The organism is Secundilactobacillus silagincola, assembly GCF_002583405.1.
Classification (GTDB): domain Bacteria; phylum Bacillota; class Bacilli; order Lactobacillales; family Lactobacillaceae; genus Secundilactobacillus; species Secundilactobacillus silagincola.
In genome coordinates, this window is sequence record NZ_BCMJ01000008.1 from 96,213 (window position 1) to 113,225 (window position 17,013).

Below are 17,013 nucleotides of genomic sequence, written 5' to 3' on the forward strand. Positions count from 1 at the left end.
GCGTCTTAGACTCCAGTCTCTGAACGCTCTCTTTCACACTCTTACCTAGTCGAAACGTGTTCACGCAAGCAGAGAGTTGCAAATAAGGCGCAGGCGACAAAAATCCAAACCCGGGATTTCTGTCGCCTGCGCCTTATTCTCCACTCTCTAAACGCTTGCGTTCACACTCTAAACTTTCCCCTCATCCAACTCATACAACTTCCTAAACCGTGGCTCATCCTGATACAGCGCCCGCGGTGTCCCCTGCATATCAAAGCCGCCATCCTCCAGGAAACGTACCTGATCCACGTGGTTAATACCAGCCAGATGGTGCGTTACCCAAATAATCGTCTTATCGTGCAGAACTTTAAACACCGTATCCAATAACTCTCGTTCAGTGATGGGATCCAGACTGACCGTGGGTTCATCCAGCACAATGATCGGTGCGTCCTGTAAGAGAATCCTTGCCAACGACAGCCGTTGCCGTTCACCACCAGAGAACCGCGAGCCAGATTCCTGAACTTCTGTGTCGTACCCGTCCGGCAGAGATTCAATCAACGGCTTAAGTTCCACGGCTTCAACCGCAGCCTTGACTTGTTCATCCGTTGCGTTCAAATTACCGAGACGAATGTTATTCATCACTGACGTATCAAACAAGTAGGGTTGCTGATCCAGTACCCCAAAAAGCTGGGCACGCTGATCCTGCAGTTCACTGACCGGTGTCCCGTTAATCGTAACAGTCCCGGTTGTTGGCGCCTGATCACCCAACAGTAATTTCAGCAAGGTACTCTTCCCCGTTCCGCTTGGTCCTAACAGTGCGATCTTTTCACCCCGTTTGATCTGCAACGAAACGTTTTTAAGAATTTGCTTGTCATCACCCGGATAACTGAAAGTCACATGATCCACGCTAATTTCGTTAACCGGTTCGCTCAACTTTGTCTGCGCAATTTGTTTAGGCTGATCGTTGGATAGCTGATTGACCCGTTCAATGGACTGTTGATAGACTGGCCATTCACTGGCACCCTGACTGACTTCCAAGAATGGTTCAACAATCGGAAACAATGTTAGCGCAAACGCGGCTATCCAGTTAGCCATGCCCTTGCTGGCCGTGAAGAACGTTCCTGACCAGATCAATAACGTCAGTACCGCCAGCATGAAGAAGAACTGGACGCCAAAACCACGCCACCACTGGAAGAAATGGTCCTTGCGCCGCAGTGCGGCAATCTGCTTGATGGGTTTATTCTGCAACGCCATAAAATCATGGTAACGCCCAGAAATCACCCAATCAGTGAGCCCCAAAACTTCATCCGTTAAACTGGTATAGAAATTAGACTGAATCTGTTTTTGCTTAAACTCACGTGCACCGTTGACTGCTACAGAAAGCAGTGGCATCACCAGCACGATGACGCCAAGCAATAGTGCCATCAGTAAGGCTACCGGCCAACTGAAAACACCCACGCCAATTACAATAATCAGGTATAGTAACCAGCCGATGACGATAGGAAAGACCGTTCGCAGATACAAATTTTCAATGTGGTCAATGTCATCCGCTAGAATACTTAAAATATCCCCAGTTTGGTGGGTTTGCTTGATTGCGGAAGCCTTCACTTCCACGGCTTGATATAACTTCTTCCGGAAATCGGAAACGATCCGCAGTACCCAATTATGAGAAGTGAGCCGTTCTGAGTAACGGAAAACTGGTCGAGCAACCCCAAACGCCCGTGCCAAAACTACGGGCACATAGATATAAATAATTGAGTCTGGCCGCCGTGCCGCTTCACTGATCAAATAACCAGAATTAAACATTAGCGCCGCGGCGGAGAGAAAGGTCATCATGCCAAGAAATAACACCAGTATCAACAACCATTTATACTTGCGCAGGTATGGCATGACCCAAGTATCATGAGCAAATGTCTGTTTAATCGAGTGCATGTAATCCCCCCATTTCAGCACGCAATTTCGTGTATGGGCCATCATGCTTCGCTAATTCAGTAGGTGTCCCCTGTTCCACCAGCTTGCCGTGATCCATGACCAAGACATAGTCCATTTGGTTGATCCAATGCAACCGGTGGGTAGCGAAGAAGACTAGCCGGTTATCCAATAAAGGCAGCATATCTTCCTTCAAGGCGGCTTCAGTTTCGATGTCCAAGTGAGCCGTGGGTTCATCAAACAGCAAGATCTTCCGGCTGTCATCCAGAAAGGCCCGGGCTAACGCGATTCGTTGTGCCTGTCCGCCACTGACGCCACGAGAACCTTCTCCAATCATGGTGTCTAACCCTGCTGGCATTTCAGCGATCCAGTCTGACAGTCCTGCCTTATCACAAGCCGCTTTAATCGTCGCGTCATCAGCATCTGGCTGATAAAAACGAACGTTGTCACGCAGCGTTGCGTGGAACAGATAAGGTGCCTGCGGAATATAGATACTGTTATGCTGCCAAACTTCTTGACTTAAATGCGCTAACTTTTGACCATTTAAACTCACGTGATCTGGTTCATCTGGGGTCAAGAATCCGCCAATCAGATTGATCAACGTTGATTTCCCAGATCCTGATGCCCCAATGATACCCACTTTTTGAAAACCGTGAACGTCAAAAGAAATATGGCTTAGTGTTGGCTGATCCGCATCTTCATAAGTCAGCGAAACATCATCAAATTTAATCGCAGAATCATCGTGCCAAGTTAACTGTTTCAGTTCGTCACGCTGCTTAGTTTCAGGCGTCTCTAAAACATCTAACACGGCTTTCAATGCATTTTTACCATTCAAGGTCGCGTGATAGTCGTTGGCGAAGTTACGAACCGGCAAAAAGTAATCCGGTGCCAGCGTTAAAATGGTCAAAGCTGGTAGCAACATAATTTTGCCATCCATTAAATCAAAGCCTAAAAACACCGCTACCACGGCAACCGATAGTGTGGTAAAGAAGTCTAGTGCGAAGGTGGACGTCATAGCGATACGCAGCGTTGCCATGGTCTCCTTACGGTAATCTTCACTGACCGAATACACGTTGTTCGCGTAACGCTTGGATAACCCCAGCTGTTTCAGTGTGCCGAGCCCTCTTAAGGTATCTACAAAATTATTCGATAATCGCTGGTAACCCGCATACTGCCGGTCAGCTTTGCTCTGAGCTGCCAAGCCGAGAATGATCATGAACAGAATAATAACCGGATAAATGATCAGCAAAAAAGCAGCTTCTTTCCACTGCAAAAAGGCAATGTAGAGCAAAATGACCCACGGAGTGATCCCCATATCCATAATTTTGATGATAATCAGCATCAGATACGTCTGTACCTTGTCGATTCCCTCAAGGGCCATGGTGACCGTGTTGCCTGTACCATTTTTCTCAACTAGACTTGGCCCCAAGCGAAACAGTTTCGTCATTAACTGTTCACGCATCTCCCCAGTGGTCTTCTCCACAAAGGGATAAAACGTTCGGTTCTGAGCCACTGTAATGAGATGGCGACACAAAAAGCCCAGTGCAAAAACAGCGGTAGGCGTTACAATGGTTGCCAGTGGTTTCAGCTCCCATAACTGAACCACCGCAATCGACAGCGCCCGCGCCTGAATCACGATCATGACGGCCTGAATCAACGTCAAAATCGCAATCATAATGATTCGGGGTGTGATCCCCGGAATTTTAAATAAACGCTTATCTATCAAGTTACTCCCCTCCAATACTATACAAAGTATAGTGTATCATTAAACCGCTTTCATGTACTATGATTTGGACGTGAATCAATTGTACAAATGCCATTTTCAACAAAAAAGTTCCCGAGCTCTAAATTTGAACTCGGGAACTTTTTTTAAACACCTATTAAAATCTAAGCCGCTTTTGGACTCTTAAGCCGTTTATAAAAGACCCAGTAACTCCAAATGAAGTAAACTAAAACGATCGGCAGAATCGAGAAAGCAACAATGGTCATAATATGCAGTGTGTACGGTGAACTTGAAGCATCTTTAATCAAAATAGAATGGGCACTGTTCGTCGCAATCATGACCCGTGGGAATAACCCGTTAAAAATCAAGACCACGATGCTGATCAATGATAGCCCGCTGGCGATAAAGGCGGTCCAGTTGTGCGCTTTCAAAACACCCCACCATGCAATCAGGGTCAGCAGTACGAGCACAATCAAAATTGACCAAGTAGATGCCGGCTTCTTAGCGAAGAAATCAGTTGAGATGTACAGCAATACAACAAACAAAACCTCACCCACAATCAAAACGGGGTATAAAAGCTTGTTCCAGGCCTGCGCCCGGTCACGCAACGTCCCTAACGTCTTAAGCTGTAAGAAGTTCAGGCCGTGAATCAGGCACATCAGCGTAACCGCCACGCCACCGACCAGTGAGAACCAGTTGACGTACGTGGTAAAGCTGCCAAAGATGTTACCTTCAGCATCCATTGGCACTCCTTCAATCATACTGGTGAACATCATGCCGAATAAGAAAGCGGCGCAGAAACTACCAATAGTGGCAGCCCATTCCCAGAAATTCCGCCAAGTTTCAGTCTTCATGTTAGCACGGAATTCAAAGGACACGCCACGGAAAATCAAGGCCACCAAAATCAAAAACAAGACCAAGTAGTAGCCTGAGAATAACGATGCATACCACATTGGAAACGACGCGAACATGGCACCACCAGCCGTAATCAGCCAGACTTCATTGCCATCCCAATGAGGGCCAATCGTTTGGATAATGGTATCGCGTTCGGCAGTGTTGCGGCCAAAGAATCGAACCGCCATCCCAATCCCGAAATCAAAACCTTCGAGGAAGAAGAAACCGCTAAACAGCACACCAATTAGTAAAAACCAGAGAATTTGCGCACTAGTCATGGTTAAACGCCTCCGTTCCATAAGGATCTTCGACTTTACCCTCAGTGTCCTCCGATGAATAACCGTTCATTTGAACAGCATCCGGTCCTGCTTTGAGCGCCCGGTGTGAGAGAACAATCATGACCAGTCCTAATCCCGCAAAGAGTAAGAAGTAAACGATATTTGTAAATAGCAGCGATCCCACGGTAGACGTCGGCGAAACAGCGTCAGCGATGGTCAGCAAGCCATAAACGACCCATGGATAACGACCAAACTCAGTGATGAACCAGCCGGCCGTGTTAACCAAGAACGGTAACCAGATCATGAGTCCCATAATGTACAGGAACCAGCGCTGTTTCATGATGGTCTGGGATTTCTTTCGGTTGAAAAACAGACCAACGATGGCGACTAAGGCAAATAAGCCGCCAGCAACTGCCATTAAACGGAAGCTCCAAAACAGTGTCTTCGTCGGTACGTAGTAATTCATATTCTTCCCGAACTTCTTATCGTAAGTCGCGTGAAGTTCCTTATTAACGGTGTTTTGACCCTTAACCGTTCCTGAAAATTTGTGATAACTTAAAATATTCAAAACGTAAGGCACATCCAAAGAAGACGTGGTTTTATGCTGCTTCGTGTTGAAGCTGCTATAGATTGCCCACTCGCCCTTATTGGTAGAGTCCTTGTACAATCCTTCCATTGCGGCGAACTTCATCGGCTGTTCTTTGATCAGATACCGCGTCTGAAAGTCCCCTGAAGCAACGGAGCCTAAACTTGCAATCAACCCAATGACCAGTGCTACGTTCAATGACTTCCGGTAGAAGGAAACGTGATCCTTCTTTAACAGACGCCATGCTGAGCAACCCGCCACAACGAACGAAGCGGTGATGCCAGCCCCCATGAGAACGTGAGGTAATTCCAGCCATAACTGCGGGTTCTTCACAACGGCACTGAAACTGGTCATGACGACCCGGCCAGTGGATTTGTTGATGGCAAAGCCCACAGGATTTTGCATGAAACTGTTAGCTGCTAGGATCCACACCGCTGAAAGCGATGACCCAATAGCAACCAACCAAATAAACAGTGCGTGAATCCTCGGCTTGAAGCGTTCCCAAGTGAACATCCACAGACCAATAAAGGTTGACTCCAAGAAGAAAGCAGCCAACGCTTCAATGGCTAATGGCGCACCAAAGATATCACCCATGAACCGTGAGTATTCCGACCAGTTCATCCCAAATTGGAATTCTTGGATGATCCCTGTCACCACACCAACTGCGAAACTATATAGGAACATTTTACCCCAGAATTGGGCCATCTTCTTATACGTTTCGTCTTTTTTGGCCACGTACATTGTTTCCATGACGGCGACAACGAATGCTAAACCAATTGAAAATGGTACGAAGAAAAAGTGAAACACAGTCGTCATGGCAAACTGAAACCGCGATAGGCCTAAAACGGTTAAACCAGCATTTAACATGATACCCCCCCTAACAAAAGTTTCTAGACTAGTTACGAAATGCACATAAACGAACAGTCTAGTGAATTATTGCAAAAGCACCCCGCAATAATTCAGATATAATAATCCTATGTTACAAACCTAATTATATCGACTGATAATCGAATCTTCAACTGTAAGCCCTTACAAATATCCATTAAATTCCAAATTTTGCCTTAAAAAGTTGTCAATTCATTGACAAATCATCAATTTTCGAGTAACTTATATGAATGTTTAATTTTGGGAGATGAGTTCAATGAAAATTGGCGATCAAGTAAGTTTCAAGCTGGAAGGCCAAGACTTTACCGGGTTCATCGATAAAGCATACCAGAATTCCTTTATGGTTACGTTTAAAAGTGATGATACAGAAATTTTGGATAAGTATCACGATCGCGTTGTGATCAACAAGAAAAAGTTGAAATTAATCAAAGCAGCACCAGAGACGGATCCTGAATCCGATAACGATGAAGTTTAATCAGGTTATATAAAAGCACCCGACACCACCGATATTGATGATGTTGAGTGCTTTTATTTTGTCTAACAATAACGATCAAAAATAACTACCATAATATTTTAAAACTGATTGTCATTCTGCTATGATTGAAGTAAGTGATTTATCCGTATAGGGGGGCGTTTACCATAAAGACATCCGTTATTTGGGCATCATTTATCCTGTCCTTGATTACCAATATCATCGTGTTAAGTGGTACCATCTCCTTTTTGATCTGGCTAGAGCAACTGTCTAACACCTGGATCAACCGGTTCAGACCACAAGTGGAAACCGTTCTTTGTACGATATACTTCACCTATCTTTGGGGTGAATCGTGGCTCAATTCCTCAGTGGCACCAGCTGCATTTGGGATGCATTGGGCTTTTTTAAACATGCTCATTATCAGTTCCTTTCTGCTTAACGTCTACCTGAACCTGCCGTTTGCGACTGCCGCCCAGGTCGTGCTGATGATCGCCTATATTTGGCATTATTCGAAACAGATGAGCTTTTTTACGGTGATTTACAGTCTAGCCTTTATCGCTGTGGTTTTTGCTAGCTACCATTGGGGAACAAAACTACTCCAGCATCCAGTCATGATGTACCTTGGTATGGATACGATGGCTGTCGTTTCCTTCGCATTAATTATGAGTATCTTCTCCGTACCAACCGACCCTTATTTTTGGCTAAGGCAGCTTGCTTCACTAGAAATTCTCAGTGTCCTTGGGGTTGAATACACTTTAGCTTCCAACCGGCTCTTAGCACACACCAATCAAGTGACTGAACTAGCGAAATTGGACGGTCTTACTCAACTCTATAACTTCAGTAAATTCGATAAAGACCTCAACGCCGCCTACGAAAATTTTCAAACTAATCAGGAACCCTACGCTGTATTTGAATTTGATATCGATCATTTTAAACAAATCAATGATAGTTTTGGTCATCTAGCAGGTAATACCGTTCTTAAGGCAGTTGCACAGGAACTGGCCCATTTTGCTGCTAGTACCCCTTACCAATCAAACGCCTACCGAATCGGTGGTGAGGAGTTTTGCTTGATTGTTCGGGAGGACTGTTCAAGTTACGAATTTGCCACGGGGTTAGCAAACCATATCCGGCAACGAATTAGTCAGCTGGCTTTCAAATTTGGTAATTCATTCGTCCACGTCACCGTCTCTGTTGGTCAAGCGAATAGCAGGCCCGACCAATATAACGTACACGATATTTATAAGCTAGCTGATCGCAGTCTATACTTGTCAAAGCAGCGAGGGCGCGACCGAGTCACGTTAGAGGGCTGTACAGTGAATGGCAGATAGGAACCTAATAGTCATTAAAAAATAAGCGTTATCCCGACAAGAATCGGAATAACGCTTATTTTTTTATTTGCTTATTTAATTACGCATTTAAGCCTAAAGCCTTTACTTGACCCTGCACGATCTGATCACACAGATCATCGTAACGGATACCGTCCGCTTCAGCTTCTTGTGGCATTAGTGAAAGTGGCGTCATCCCTGGTAACGAGTTAGCTTCAATCACATACAAGCCATTGTCGTTCCAGAAAAAGTCGATTCGGCCGTAGTTACTTAAGCCTAACGCTTTGAAAGTCTTCAACGCGATTTGTTTCATCTCATCATGCACATCGTCTGGAATATCAGGAGGTGTCACAAACTTAGTGGTGTTACCCGTCACAAATTTGTGTTCGAAGTCGTACCAACCATCCGTAACGATGATTTCAATAGCGGACAACGCCTTGCCGTTGACCACTGCCATGGAGAACTCACGGCCATCAATGTATTCTTCTACCAGAATCTCATCGTCAAATTCAAAGGCTTCTTTTAAGTCCTTCTTGAATTCATCATCGTTCTTAGCGATATACATCCCAACACTGGAACCACCATTGGCAGGTTTGATTACTACTGGGAAACCAAACGGCAGTACAACCGTACCGGAATCCTCTTTACGGATATTGACAAACTTAGCGGTCTGGATACCGTTATACAGCATAATTTCCTTAGAAACACTCTTATCCATCGTGATGCCGGAAGCTAAGGCACCGCTACCAGTGTACGGAATATTATTTAAATCAAGGACAGCTTGAACCTTGCCGTTTTCACCATCGCCACCATGCAGACCGATCCACACAATGTCTGCCATGGCTAAAATGTCTAACACATGCGGGCCAAACAGCTGTGTCGACCCGTCTGGACGTAGAGCGTTGATCACGTCATCAGTCATAATCTCATCTGAGATATTGAGATCGATGTCTTGTTCCTCACTCATAAACAAGTTTGCCATTGACTGCTCGTCAGCATCTGGCAAGCCTAGAAATAAATCGACCAAAGCAACTTCATAGCCCTTGCGCCGTAGTGCATTCGCTACTTTAGCACTAGAAGATAGGGACACGTTGCGTTCCGTTGAGCGACCACCCGCTAATACCACGATCTTCATAATTTTTTCCTCCGCTTCTTTCTTAGAATCTTAAGTATAGCAGAAAAGAATTCACGGAGCTAGATTTTGGCAAACGGTCTCATTGAATTATTATTTTACAAATCGCAACAAGGGTTTACTGATCAACGGCACCAGAATACCTGACATAATCGCCTCAGGAATCCCGTTAGTCGCCATGATGCCAAGCAGCCATGGCATAAAGGCCTTAACGTTCAGTTTATCAAGGGGTAGCCAGCCCATATAGTACATGCCTGCCATGAAGCCCAGTACCAGCACTGTGTTAACCAACGATCCGATAATCCCGGTCAATGAAAGCTGCCACACCTTTGCCTCGTGGACGTTACGTACCATCTTCAGCAATGCCCAGCCACTGATGAGTCCCACCAACAGTCGTGGTAACACTGAGACTAGCGGATTAACCAAAACATAAATGGCCATGGGACTGGTTGGCCAAACAAACGCCCGAATCCAGTTGATAAATCCCCAGGTGAAACCGACCCAAACACCATCTTTGGGACCGAGTAAAACGGCGGCAATGACCACCGTCACTTGAATAATGACAATACTAAACGGTCCCACCGGAATATACCCTAAAAACGGGACCATACTTTGAATAAAAACAATTGCGATAAATAACGATAGGATTGAAATGCGGTAAGCGCGACTCTGCGTGTTGATGTTGTTCCCCTCCTCACATGGCTCATCTAATTTGCCTATTTAGAACGGCTATCATTTTACCGCGATTAGTTGCATTTAACAATCAATAAGCGACGAGTAATTAATTGTCCGAACATATCATCCGTAGATCATAAAAATACCATGATTTTCACCGTTTTTGACGGCCAGAAACCATGGTATCTAACAGTTATTTTAATATATTTAGGCTAAACCTTGAATTGCCCGACTATACGCGTTAGCACCCTTCATTGCGGCCACAACGTCCTCTGGGGTAACTTCAAATGGCATCTCAGACATGGTATCTGCTGGCGCGGTGGCAACTTGACCAACTTGCAGCAGCTCATCATCCGAAACATCAGCGATACCTAAGTCAGCAAAGGTGGTTGGCAGACCTAAGGCTAAATCAAATTCCAAATAAGAATTGATGTCGTCGGTGTCACGCCCTTCCAAGAAGAGCTGGGTCAACGTTCCGAAAGCCACTTTTTCACCGTGGGTCTTTTCGTGAAGTGCTTCATTAGATAGCGAAGTCAACCCGTTATGAATCGCGTGAGCAGCTGCTAAACCGCCACTTTCAAACCCAACGCCGCTCATTAAGGTATTGGCCTCAATGATTTTGTCTAATGCTGGGGTAACTGCATGAGCTTCCGCAGCATCCAATGCCTGGGTACCGTAAGCAAAGAGCGTTTCTTCACATTTCTCAGCAATAGCATTGCCAACCAGCGTCTGCTTAGCGTTCAGCATGGTCTGACCATTAGCCTTAGCCACCGCTTGTGCTTCAACGTTGGTGGCTAAAGCATCCGCGATTCCGGAAGCTAACAGGCGAGCCGGTGCGTTGGCGACTAGCTGAGTATCAACCAATACTAGGTCAGGATTTTTGCTGTAGAAACGATACTTTTCGAAACTGCCGTCTGGGGTATAAATCACCGACAATCTTGAGCATGGCGCATCCGTAGAAGCCAGGGTTGGTAAAATGGCCACTGGTAACTTGAGATTATCCGCAATGGCCTTAGCTGAATCCAGCGTCTTGCCACCGCCCAGACCAATGATCAAATCAGCACCGAAGTCTTTGCCAATTTCTGTGATCCGGTCGATTTCTTTTTCGGATGCCTCGCCTTTAAAGGTCACCTTGTGAACGTCAAACTTTTGCTGACCCAAATAATCGATAAAGTCTTTACCCACAATTTTGTAAACGGTGGCATCTGCCATTACAACTGGCTTTGAACCCAGTTTATGCAGCGCTTCAGCACTGTCGAATAACGCACCGCTACCTTGAACATACGTTGATGGACTACCAAAAATCTTTGTCATCGGTGATTACCTCCAATATTTTATTGACACTACCATTATAACCCATATATAAAGCCAATGTATGCGGTTTCATTGTTTCCAGCAAAAATCAGCAGTTAAATGGTTTTAAATACTTTATTTTTAAACTTTTTAAAGTAGAATGAATATAGAAGCAAAAAAGTAGCAATAACTTGGAGGGAACGCGTATGGCAAAGCAATTTACAATTAATATCACAAATATCATTTGGAGTTTTGACCGTGAAAATCACCAAGTTAATTTGCTACTGGTCAGGCGTACTGATCAACCTTTCGAACAATTTTGGGCACTGCCAGAGACCGAGATGCGAACAGACGAAAGCGCTGATGAAGCCGCGCTTCGCTTAGTTCGTGAAAAGATTGGCTTAAAACTGGCTAGCTTCCATACCGAACAATTAGCAACTTTCACTCACCCTGAACGAACACCAGGTCAACGGACCCTTTCACTCGCCTACATGACTTTTTTGCCGGAAATGCCCGACTTAGTCCCAGGTTACGGTGCCAGTGACGCACGCTGGTTCAGCATGGCATCAGAGGGTGATCAAAACACCTTTAACAATGGTCAATATCACTTTGCCACCACACCGATTACGGTTCAGACTGACTACTATGCCGCGCTGGCTGAGCGAAAGGCCGATCCGCAGACATCATTAGCTTTTGATCACGATTGGATTCTTAAAATTGCTTGCGACCGAATCACGAATAAATTGGATTATCAACCTAACATTCTGTTGATTTTAGGCTCCATGTTCACACTCAAACAAGCAAGACGGGTTTTTTCAATCTTCAAACACATTGAGCTGGAAGATATCGACAACTCCAACTTCAAAAAGAACCACCGTCATATCTTTGAAATGGTGGGAACGGCCGCTCAAACTCGTCCTGGTCGCCCCGCAAAGGTCTTTCGGCTTCGCTATCTCTAATAGACGGATTAAGTGGTTTAGAGCGTGTGGCACAATTCGGTAGATTCCAGAATTTAACGCAAAAAAACGTATTCCGATGAACTTTGTCGGCATACGTTTTTTGTGTTAAATGGCCGGAATCTGAGTTGTGGCGCAGGTTTAGACTAGATTAAAGTATTGAACAAAAGCAAACTTTAAGTTAAGAAACCAAATGAAATTTTTATCAATATAGACTTATGTCACCGCTTGTTTTATGTTTCAACAAAAAACGGCTTACCAACATCCTATTCAGGATATTGATAAGTCGTTTTTACGTGACTTAGTCCACGTTGCCAAACTCAATGATGATTACTCATCATCACGCTTCTTACGCTTGAAGCCAAGTGCAGCTAACAATCCGAGTAGGCTCAGGCCAATGGTTGCACCCGCAGCACTCTCATTTTCGCTTGTTTGTGGCAATTTGCCTTGAGCATCGGCCTGCTGAGTCTGGTCAGAAACATGACTGTTCGTGCCAGCTACAGTAGCTTGCTTGCCGCTCACGGCTTGACCTTGCGCAACAGTAGTATTAACAACACCGGTACTGCCAGTTGAACCTGTCGAAGAACCACCAGTCGTTGTTTGACCATGGGTTGATTCAGTTTCAGTTTCAGTTCCAGTTCCTTTGTCAACGCCTGTTGTGGTGTTGTCGCCACCATTAGTTGGTGTTTCTGGTGTTGTCGTGCCTGTTCCAGTACCAGCACCGGTATCAGTGGAAATTGAATTGTCACCGCCGTTGTTATTTGGCGTAACCACAACGTTCACTGAACCACCCTGATCGACGGTTTCCACAATCGTGCTGCCAGTTGTTTGATGGGTCAACTGAATGCCATTTGTCGGCTCATTATTGACCAGCGTTGTGCCACCAATTGTGGCTGTCCCACCTGGCGTAACCGTCTGACTAGGCAAGCTTGGTTGCCCATTTGGTGTTTCGGTAAAGACCGCATTACCAGTCTTATCAATGACAACCACAGTTTGATCACCATCCGGCCAAATCTTATCAACTTGAGTAACCGCTCCGCTGCCGTCAACAGTCGTCTTCGTTTGACCACCATCCACGTCAGTCGTCGTGGTTGTGACGTAATAGCCATCAGCTGGGGTTGAAACGCCACCGGTTACCTGCGTCTTGAAGTAAGTCCGAGTTCCATCTGGTGTGGTAACTGTTTCGCCAGTCGTGCCAGTAGTTGGGTTGCCGTCGGTATCAGTTCCAGTTGTGTCATGACCGAGAGTTACGCCATCTGGCTCATTATTAGTAACAGTCGTCTTACCAGTCTTGTCTGAATCACCTGGTTGAATCGTTACAGGAGTCAAGCTTGGTTGACCTTTTGGCGTTTCAGTGACTGTAACCACATTAGTATCAGTATCGATATCAACTACCGTCTTGTCACCATCTGGCCAATCTTTTTCAATTTGAACGATTGAACCAGAACCATCAGTCTTGGTGATGGTCTTGCCACCATTTGGATCTTCAGTCGTGGTGTTGGTGTAGTAATTATCCTTAGTAGTAGATACACCATCAGGTACCTGCGTCTTGAAGTAAGTCTTGGTGCCATCTGGGGTAATCACTTCACCGGTTGTACCAGTAGTAGGTGTCCCATCGGTAGTAGTACCCGGTGTTTCATGCGTCAAGGTAATGCCATCGTTTGGTTCGTTGTTGGCTACCGTCGTCTTACCAGCCTTGCCAGTTTGACCTGGTTGAACTGTGACAGGAGTCAAGCTTGGTTGACCTTTTGGCGTTTCAGTGACCGTAACCACGTTAGTATCAGTATTGATATCAACTACCGTCTTGTCACCATCTGGCCAATCTTTTTCAATTTGAACGATTGAGCCAGAACCGTCAGTCTTAGTGATGGTCTTGCCACCATTTGGATCTTCAGTCGTGGTGTTGGTGTAGTAATCATCCTTAGTAGTAGATACACCATCAGGTACCTGCGTCTTGAAGTAAGTCTTGGTGCCATCTGGGGTAATTACTTCACCGGTTGTGCCAGTAGTTGGGTTGCCGTTGGTATCAGTGCCAGTTGTATCATGGCCGAGAGTTACGCCATCTGGCTCATTATTAGTAACAGTCGTCTTACCAGTCTTGTCTGAATCACCTGGTTGAACCGTTACAGGAGTCAAACTTGGTTTACCACTTGGCGTTTCAGTGACTGTAACCACATTAGTATCAGTATCGATATCAACTACCGTCTTGTCACCATCTGGCCAATCTTTTTCAATCTGAACGATTGAACCAGAACCGTCAGTCTTGGTGATGGTTTTGCCACCATTTGGATCATCGGTAATGATGTTCGTGTAGTAATCATCCTTAGTAGTAGATACACCATCAGGTACCTGCGTCTTGAAGTAAGTCTTGGTGCCATCTGGGGTAATCACTTCACCAGTTGTACCAGTAGTCGGTGTCCCATCGGTAGCGGTACCCGGTGTTTCATGCGTCAAGGTAATACCATCGTTTGGTTCGTTGTTGGCTACCGTCGTCTTACCAGCCTTGCCAGTTTGACCTGGTTGAACTGTGACAGGAGTCAAGCTCGGTTGACCTTTTGGCGTTTCAGTGACCGTGACGACGTTAGTATCAGTATCGATATCAACTACCGTCTTGTCACCATCTGGCCAATCTTTTTCAATTTGAACGATTGAGCCAGAACCGTCAGTCTTAGTGATGGTCTTGCCACCATTTGGATCTTCAGTCGTGGTGTTGGTGTAGTAATTATCCTTGGTCGTCGATACGCCATCAGGTACCTGCGTCTTGAAGTAACTGTGCTTGCCATCTGGGGTGACCACTTCACCGACTGTACCAGTAGTAGGTGTCCCATCGGTAGCGGTACCCGGTGTTTCATGCGTCAAGGTAATGCCACCGTTTGGTTCATTGTTGTCAACCGTGGTCTTGCCTACAGTAATATCCTTACCTGGTGCCACTGAAACTGGCGTCAAGCTTGGTTGACCCTTTGGCGTTTCAGTCACTACAGCGTTGCCAGTAGTCTTGTCAATATCAACCACCGTCTTGTCACCATCTGGCCAATCCTTCTCAATTTGGATGATTGCACCAGAACCATCCGTCTTCGTAATCGTCTTACCACCAAATGGATCGTCAGTTGTCCCAGTAGTGTAGTATTTGTCAGGAGTAGTTGATACGCCTTCACCATTACTGCTCTTGAAGTAACTGTGCTTGCCATCTGGGGTGACTACTTCACCGATTGTACCGCCTGTTGGCGTCCCATCAGTAGAAGTTCCTGGTTCGTCATGAGTCAAGCTGACACCGTTATTTGGTTCATTATTCGTAACGGTGGTCTTGCCAGTCTTGACAGACTCACCTGGTTGAACAGTAACTGGGGTTAGGCTCGGCTTACCTTTTGGCGTTTCAGTGACCGTAACGACGTTAGTATCTGTATCAATGTCAACCACCGTCTTGTCACCATCTGGCCAGTCTTTCTCAATCTGAGTGATTGCACCTGAACCATCCGTCTTCGTGATTGTCTTACCACCAAATGGATCATCAGTGGTACCAGTAGTGTAGTAATCATCAGAAGTGGTCGATACACCTTCGCCATTACTGCTCTTGAAGTAAGTCCGAGTTCCATCAGGCGTTACAACTTCACCGGTGGTTCCAGTGGTTGGTGTGCCATCAGTGGCAGTACCTGGCGCATCATGAGTTAAGCTGACGCCATCGGTTGGTTCATTATTAGCAACCGTGGTCTTACCAGTCTTAACAGATTCGCCTGGCTGAACAGTAACTGGTGTCAAGCTTGGTTTACCGTTTGGTGTTTCGGTAACAACAATAATCCCAGTAGTGTTGTCGATATCAACTACAGTCTTATCGCCATCAGGCCAATCTTTTTCGATTTGAACAACTTTATCAGATTCATCCGTCTTCGTGATCGTCTTACCACCATCTGGATCCGGAGTAGAAGTTGAATTGAATGCGTAGTTAACAATCTGTTCTGTTTCTGCTTTGTACCCATCTTTATCAGGTGTTTGGGTACCAATTGCGGTATTAAAGTCATCACTAGTATAAGCATTGCCTTTGGTAATTGTGTCCGTGTAGCCTTTTACAGTGGCATCCGTAGCTGTTAGTTCAGGTACCAGAACATCGTTTGTTCCGTCAACTGTCCATGACGTGTATACCAACTGGCCAGTCCGATCTAGACTAACGCTTCGGCTAACACTCACCGTCTTGTCAGCGACAGTTGCGGTGTAGTCGCCGGTGTTTGTCCGTTTCACTGTAACTGTACCTGTCAAATATTGTGCCTGTGTGCCTGTTGGATCATCGTCACCACCTGGAGTACCTTGTGTATACGTCTTCTTGGTATAGGTAACCGTCCGCGTAATACTGTCAGTATAGCCGTCAGCGGTTGGCGTAGCTGTGTCAATCGCACTGTTGAAATTATCACTAGTGTACGCATCACCATCAGCAACTTCGTCAGTATAACCTGCTACAGCGGCATCGGCATTAGTTAATGCACCGACTAGAGTGGTATTTGTACCATCAATCGTCCAATCGCTGTAAATGACCTTGCCATTCTCGTCCAAGGTTGCGGTTCGGCTCACATTAACTTTCGTTGGGGTAACCTGAACATTGTAATCACCGGCGTTTACTCGATTTACTATAATCGTACCTTCCAGATACTTGGCTTGCGTCCCTTCGGGATCGTTCTTAGCAGGATCACCAGGATCGCCTTTCGTGTAACTAGCCTGGTTCTTCGTGTAGTGAACCGTCCGGGTGACCGTAGTGGTATAACCCTCATCACCTGGTTTGCCGGCATCTGTAACCGCCTTGAAGTCTGCACTGCTGTAAGCACCACCGTTATCTACCGTATTCTGGAAACCTTTAACAGCAGTTGCTGCGGCGGTTAATTCAGGCACTAATTCACTCC

The 17,013-nt window shown here is 45.7% G+C and carries 11 protein-coding genes; 3 read left to right on the top strand and 8 right to left on the bottom strand.

Translation table 11 applies throughout. From position 1 onward, the window contains the following. Window positions 1–168 precede the first annotated feature (168 nt). The 4 genes from cydC to CES82_RS09700 form a co-directional block, all read right to left on the bottom strand. Complete coding sequence (gene cydC / locus CES82_RS09685) at window positions 169–1,911, bottom strand: thiol reductant ABC exporter subunit CydC (protein WP_098825798.1); 1,743 nt, start codon at window positions 1,909–1,911, stop codon at window positions 169–171. Then, window positions 1,898–3,634, bottom strand: coding sequence for a thiol reductant ABC exporter subunit CydD (gene cydD, locus CES82_RS09690; protein WP_098825800.1), 1,737 nt, complete (start codon window positions 3,632–3,634; stop codon window positions 1,898–1,900). Before cydD ends, cydC begins: the two co-directional genes overlap by 14 nt. 161 nt (window positions 3,635–3,795) lie before the next feature. Continuing rightward, a complete protein-coding gene (cydB, locus tag CES82_RS09695; protein WP_098825801.1) occupies window positions 3,796–4,803 on the bottom strand; it encodes a cytochrome d ubiquinol oxidase subunit II in 1,008 nt (335 codons plus the stop codon). Further along, window positions 4,796–6,256 (bottom strand): cytochrome ubiquinol oxidase subunit I, encoded by a 1,461-nt coding sequence (locus CES82_RS09700; protein ID WP_098825803.1) that lies wholly within the window; start codon window positions 6,254–6,256, stop codon window positions 4,796–4,798. Before CES82_RS09700 ends, cydB begins: the two co-directional genes overlap by 8 nt. 274 nt (window positions 6,257–6,530) lie before the next feature. On the opposite strand from CES82_RS09700, the gene CES82_RS09705 reads away from it, so the two are divergent. Together CES82_RS09705 and CES82_RS09710 are read left to right on the top strand one after the other, a co-directional pair. Continuing rightward, entirely contained in the window at window positions 6,531–6,749 is a 219-nt protein-coding gene (locus CES82_RS09705; protein WP_098825805.1) for a DUF2187 family protein, read from the top strand. 221 nt (window positions 6,750–6,970) lie between these two features. Next, window positions 6,971–8,074 carry a GGDEF domain-containing protein gene (locus tag CES82_RS09710; protein WP_180245721.1) on the top strand — a complete coding sequence of 368 codons (1,104 nt, stop codon included), beginning with the start codon at window positions 6,971–6,973 and terminating at the stop codon, window positions 8,072–8,074. Between the two features lie 79 nt (window positions 8,075–8,153). On the opposite strand, the gene CES82_RS09715 is transcribed toward CES82_RS09710, so the two are convergent. The 3 genes from CES82_RS09715 to CES82_RS09725 form a co-directional block, all read right to left on the bottom strand. Continuing rightward, window positions 8,154–9,206: a D-alanine--D-alanine ligase family protein gene (locus tag CES82_RS09715; protein WP_098825809.1), complete on the bottom strand. Its 1,053-nt coding sequence runs from the start codon at window positions 9,204–9,206 to the stop codon at window positions 8,154–8,156. 90 nt (window positions 9,207–9,296) lie between these two features. After that, on the bottom strand, window positions 9,297–9,812 hold the full coding sequence (locus CES82_RS09720; RefSeq protein WP_439959062.1) for an ECF transporter S component: 516 nt from the start codon (window positions 9,810–9,812) through the stop codon (window positions 9,297–9,299). Window positions 9,813–10,085: 273 nt separating this feature from the next. Beyond that, a complete protein-coding gene (locus CES82_RS09725) occupies window positions 10,086–11,192 on the bottom strand; it encodes a glycerol dehydrogenase (RefSeq protein ID WP_098825813.1) in 1,107 nt (368 codons plus the stop codon). Between the two features lie 185 nt (window positions 11,193–11,377). Here CES82_RS09725 and CES82_RS09730 point away from each other — a divergent pair, with 185 nt between their 5' ends. Continuing rightward, window positions 11,378–12,130, top strand: coding sequence for an NUDIX domain-containing protein (locus CES82_RS09730; RefSeq protein WP_098825815.1), 753 nt, complete (start codon window positions 11,378–11,380; stop codon window positions 12,128–12,130). 327 nt (window positions 12,131–12,457) lie between these two features. On the opposite strand, the gene CES82_RS09735 is transcribed toward CES82_RS09730, so the two are convergent. Then, on the bottom strand, window positions 12,458–17,013 hold a 4,556-nt coding region (locus CES82_RS09735; protein WP_143466304.1), incomplete at its 5' end, for an LPXTG cell wall anchor domain-containing protein.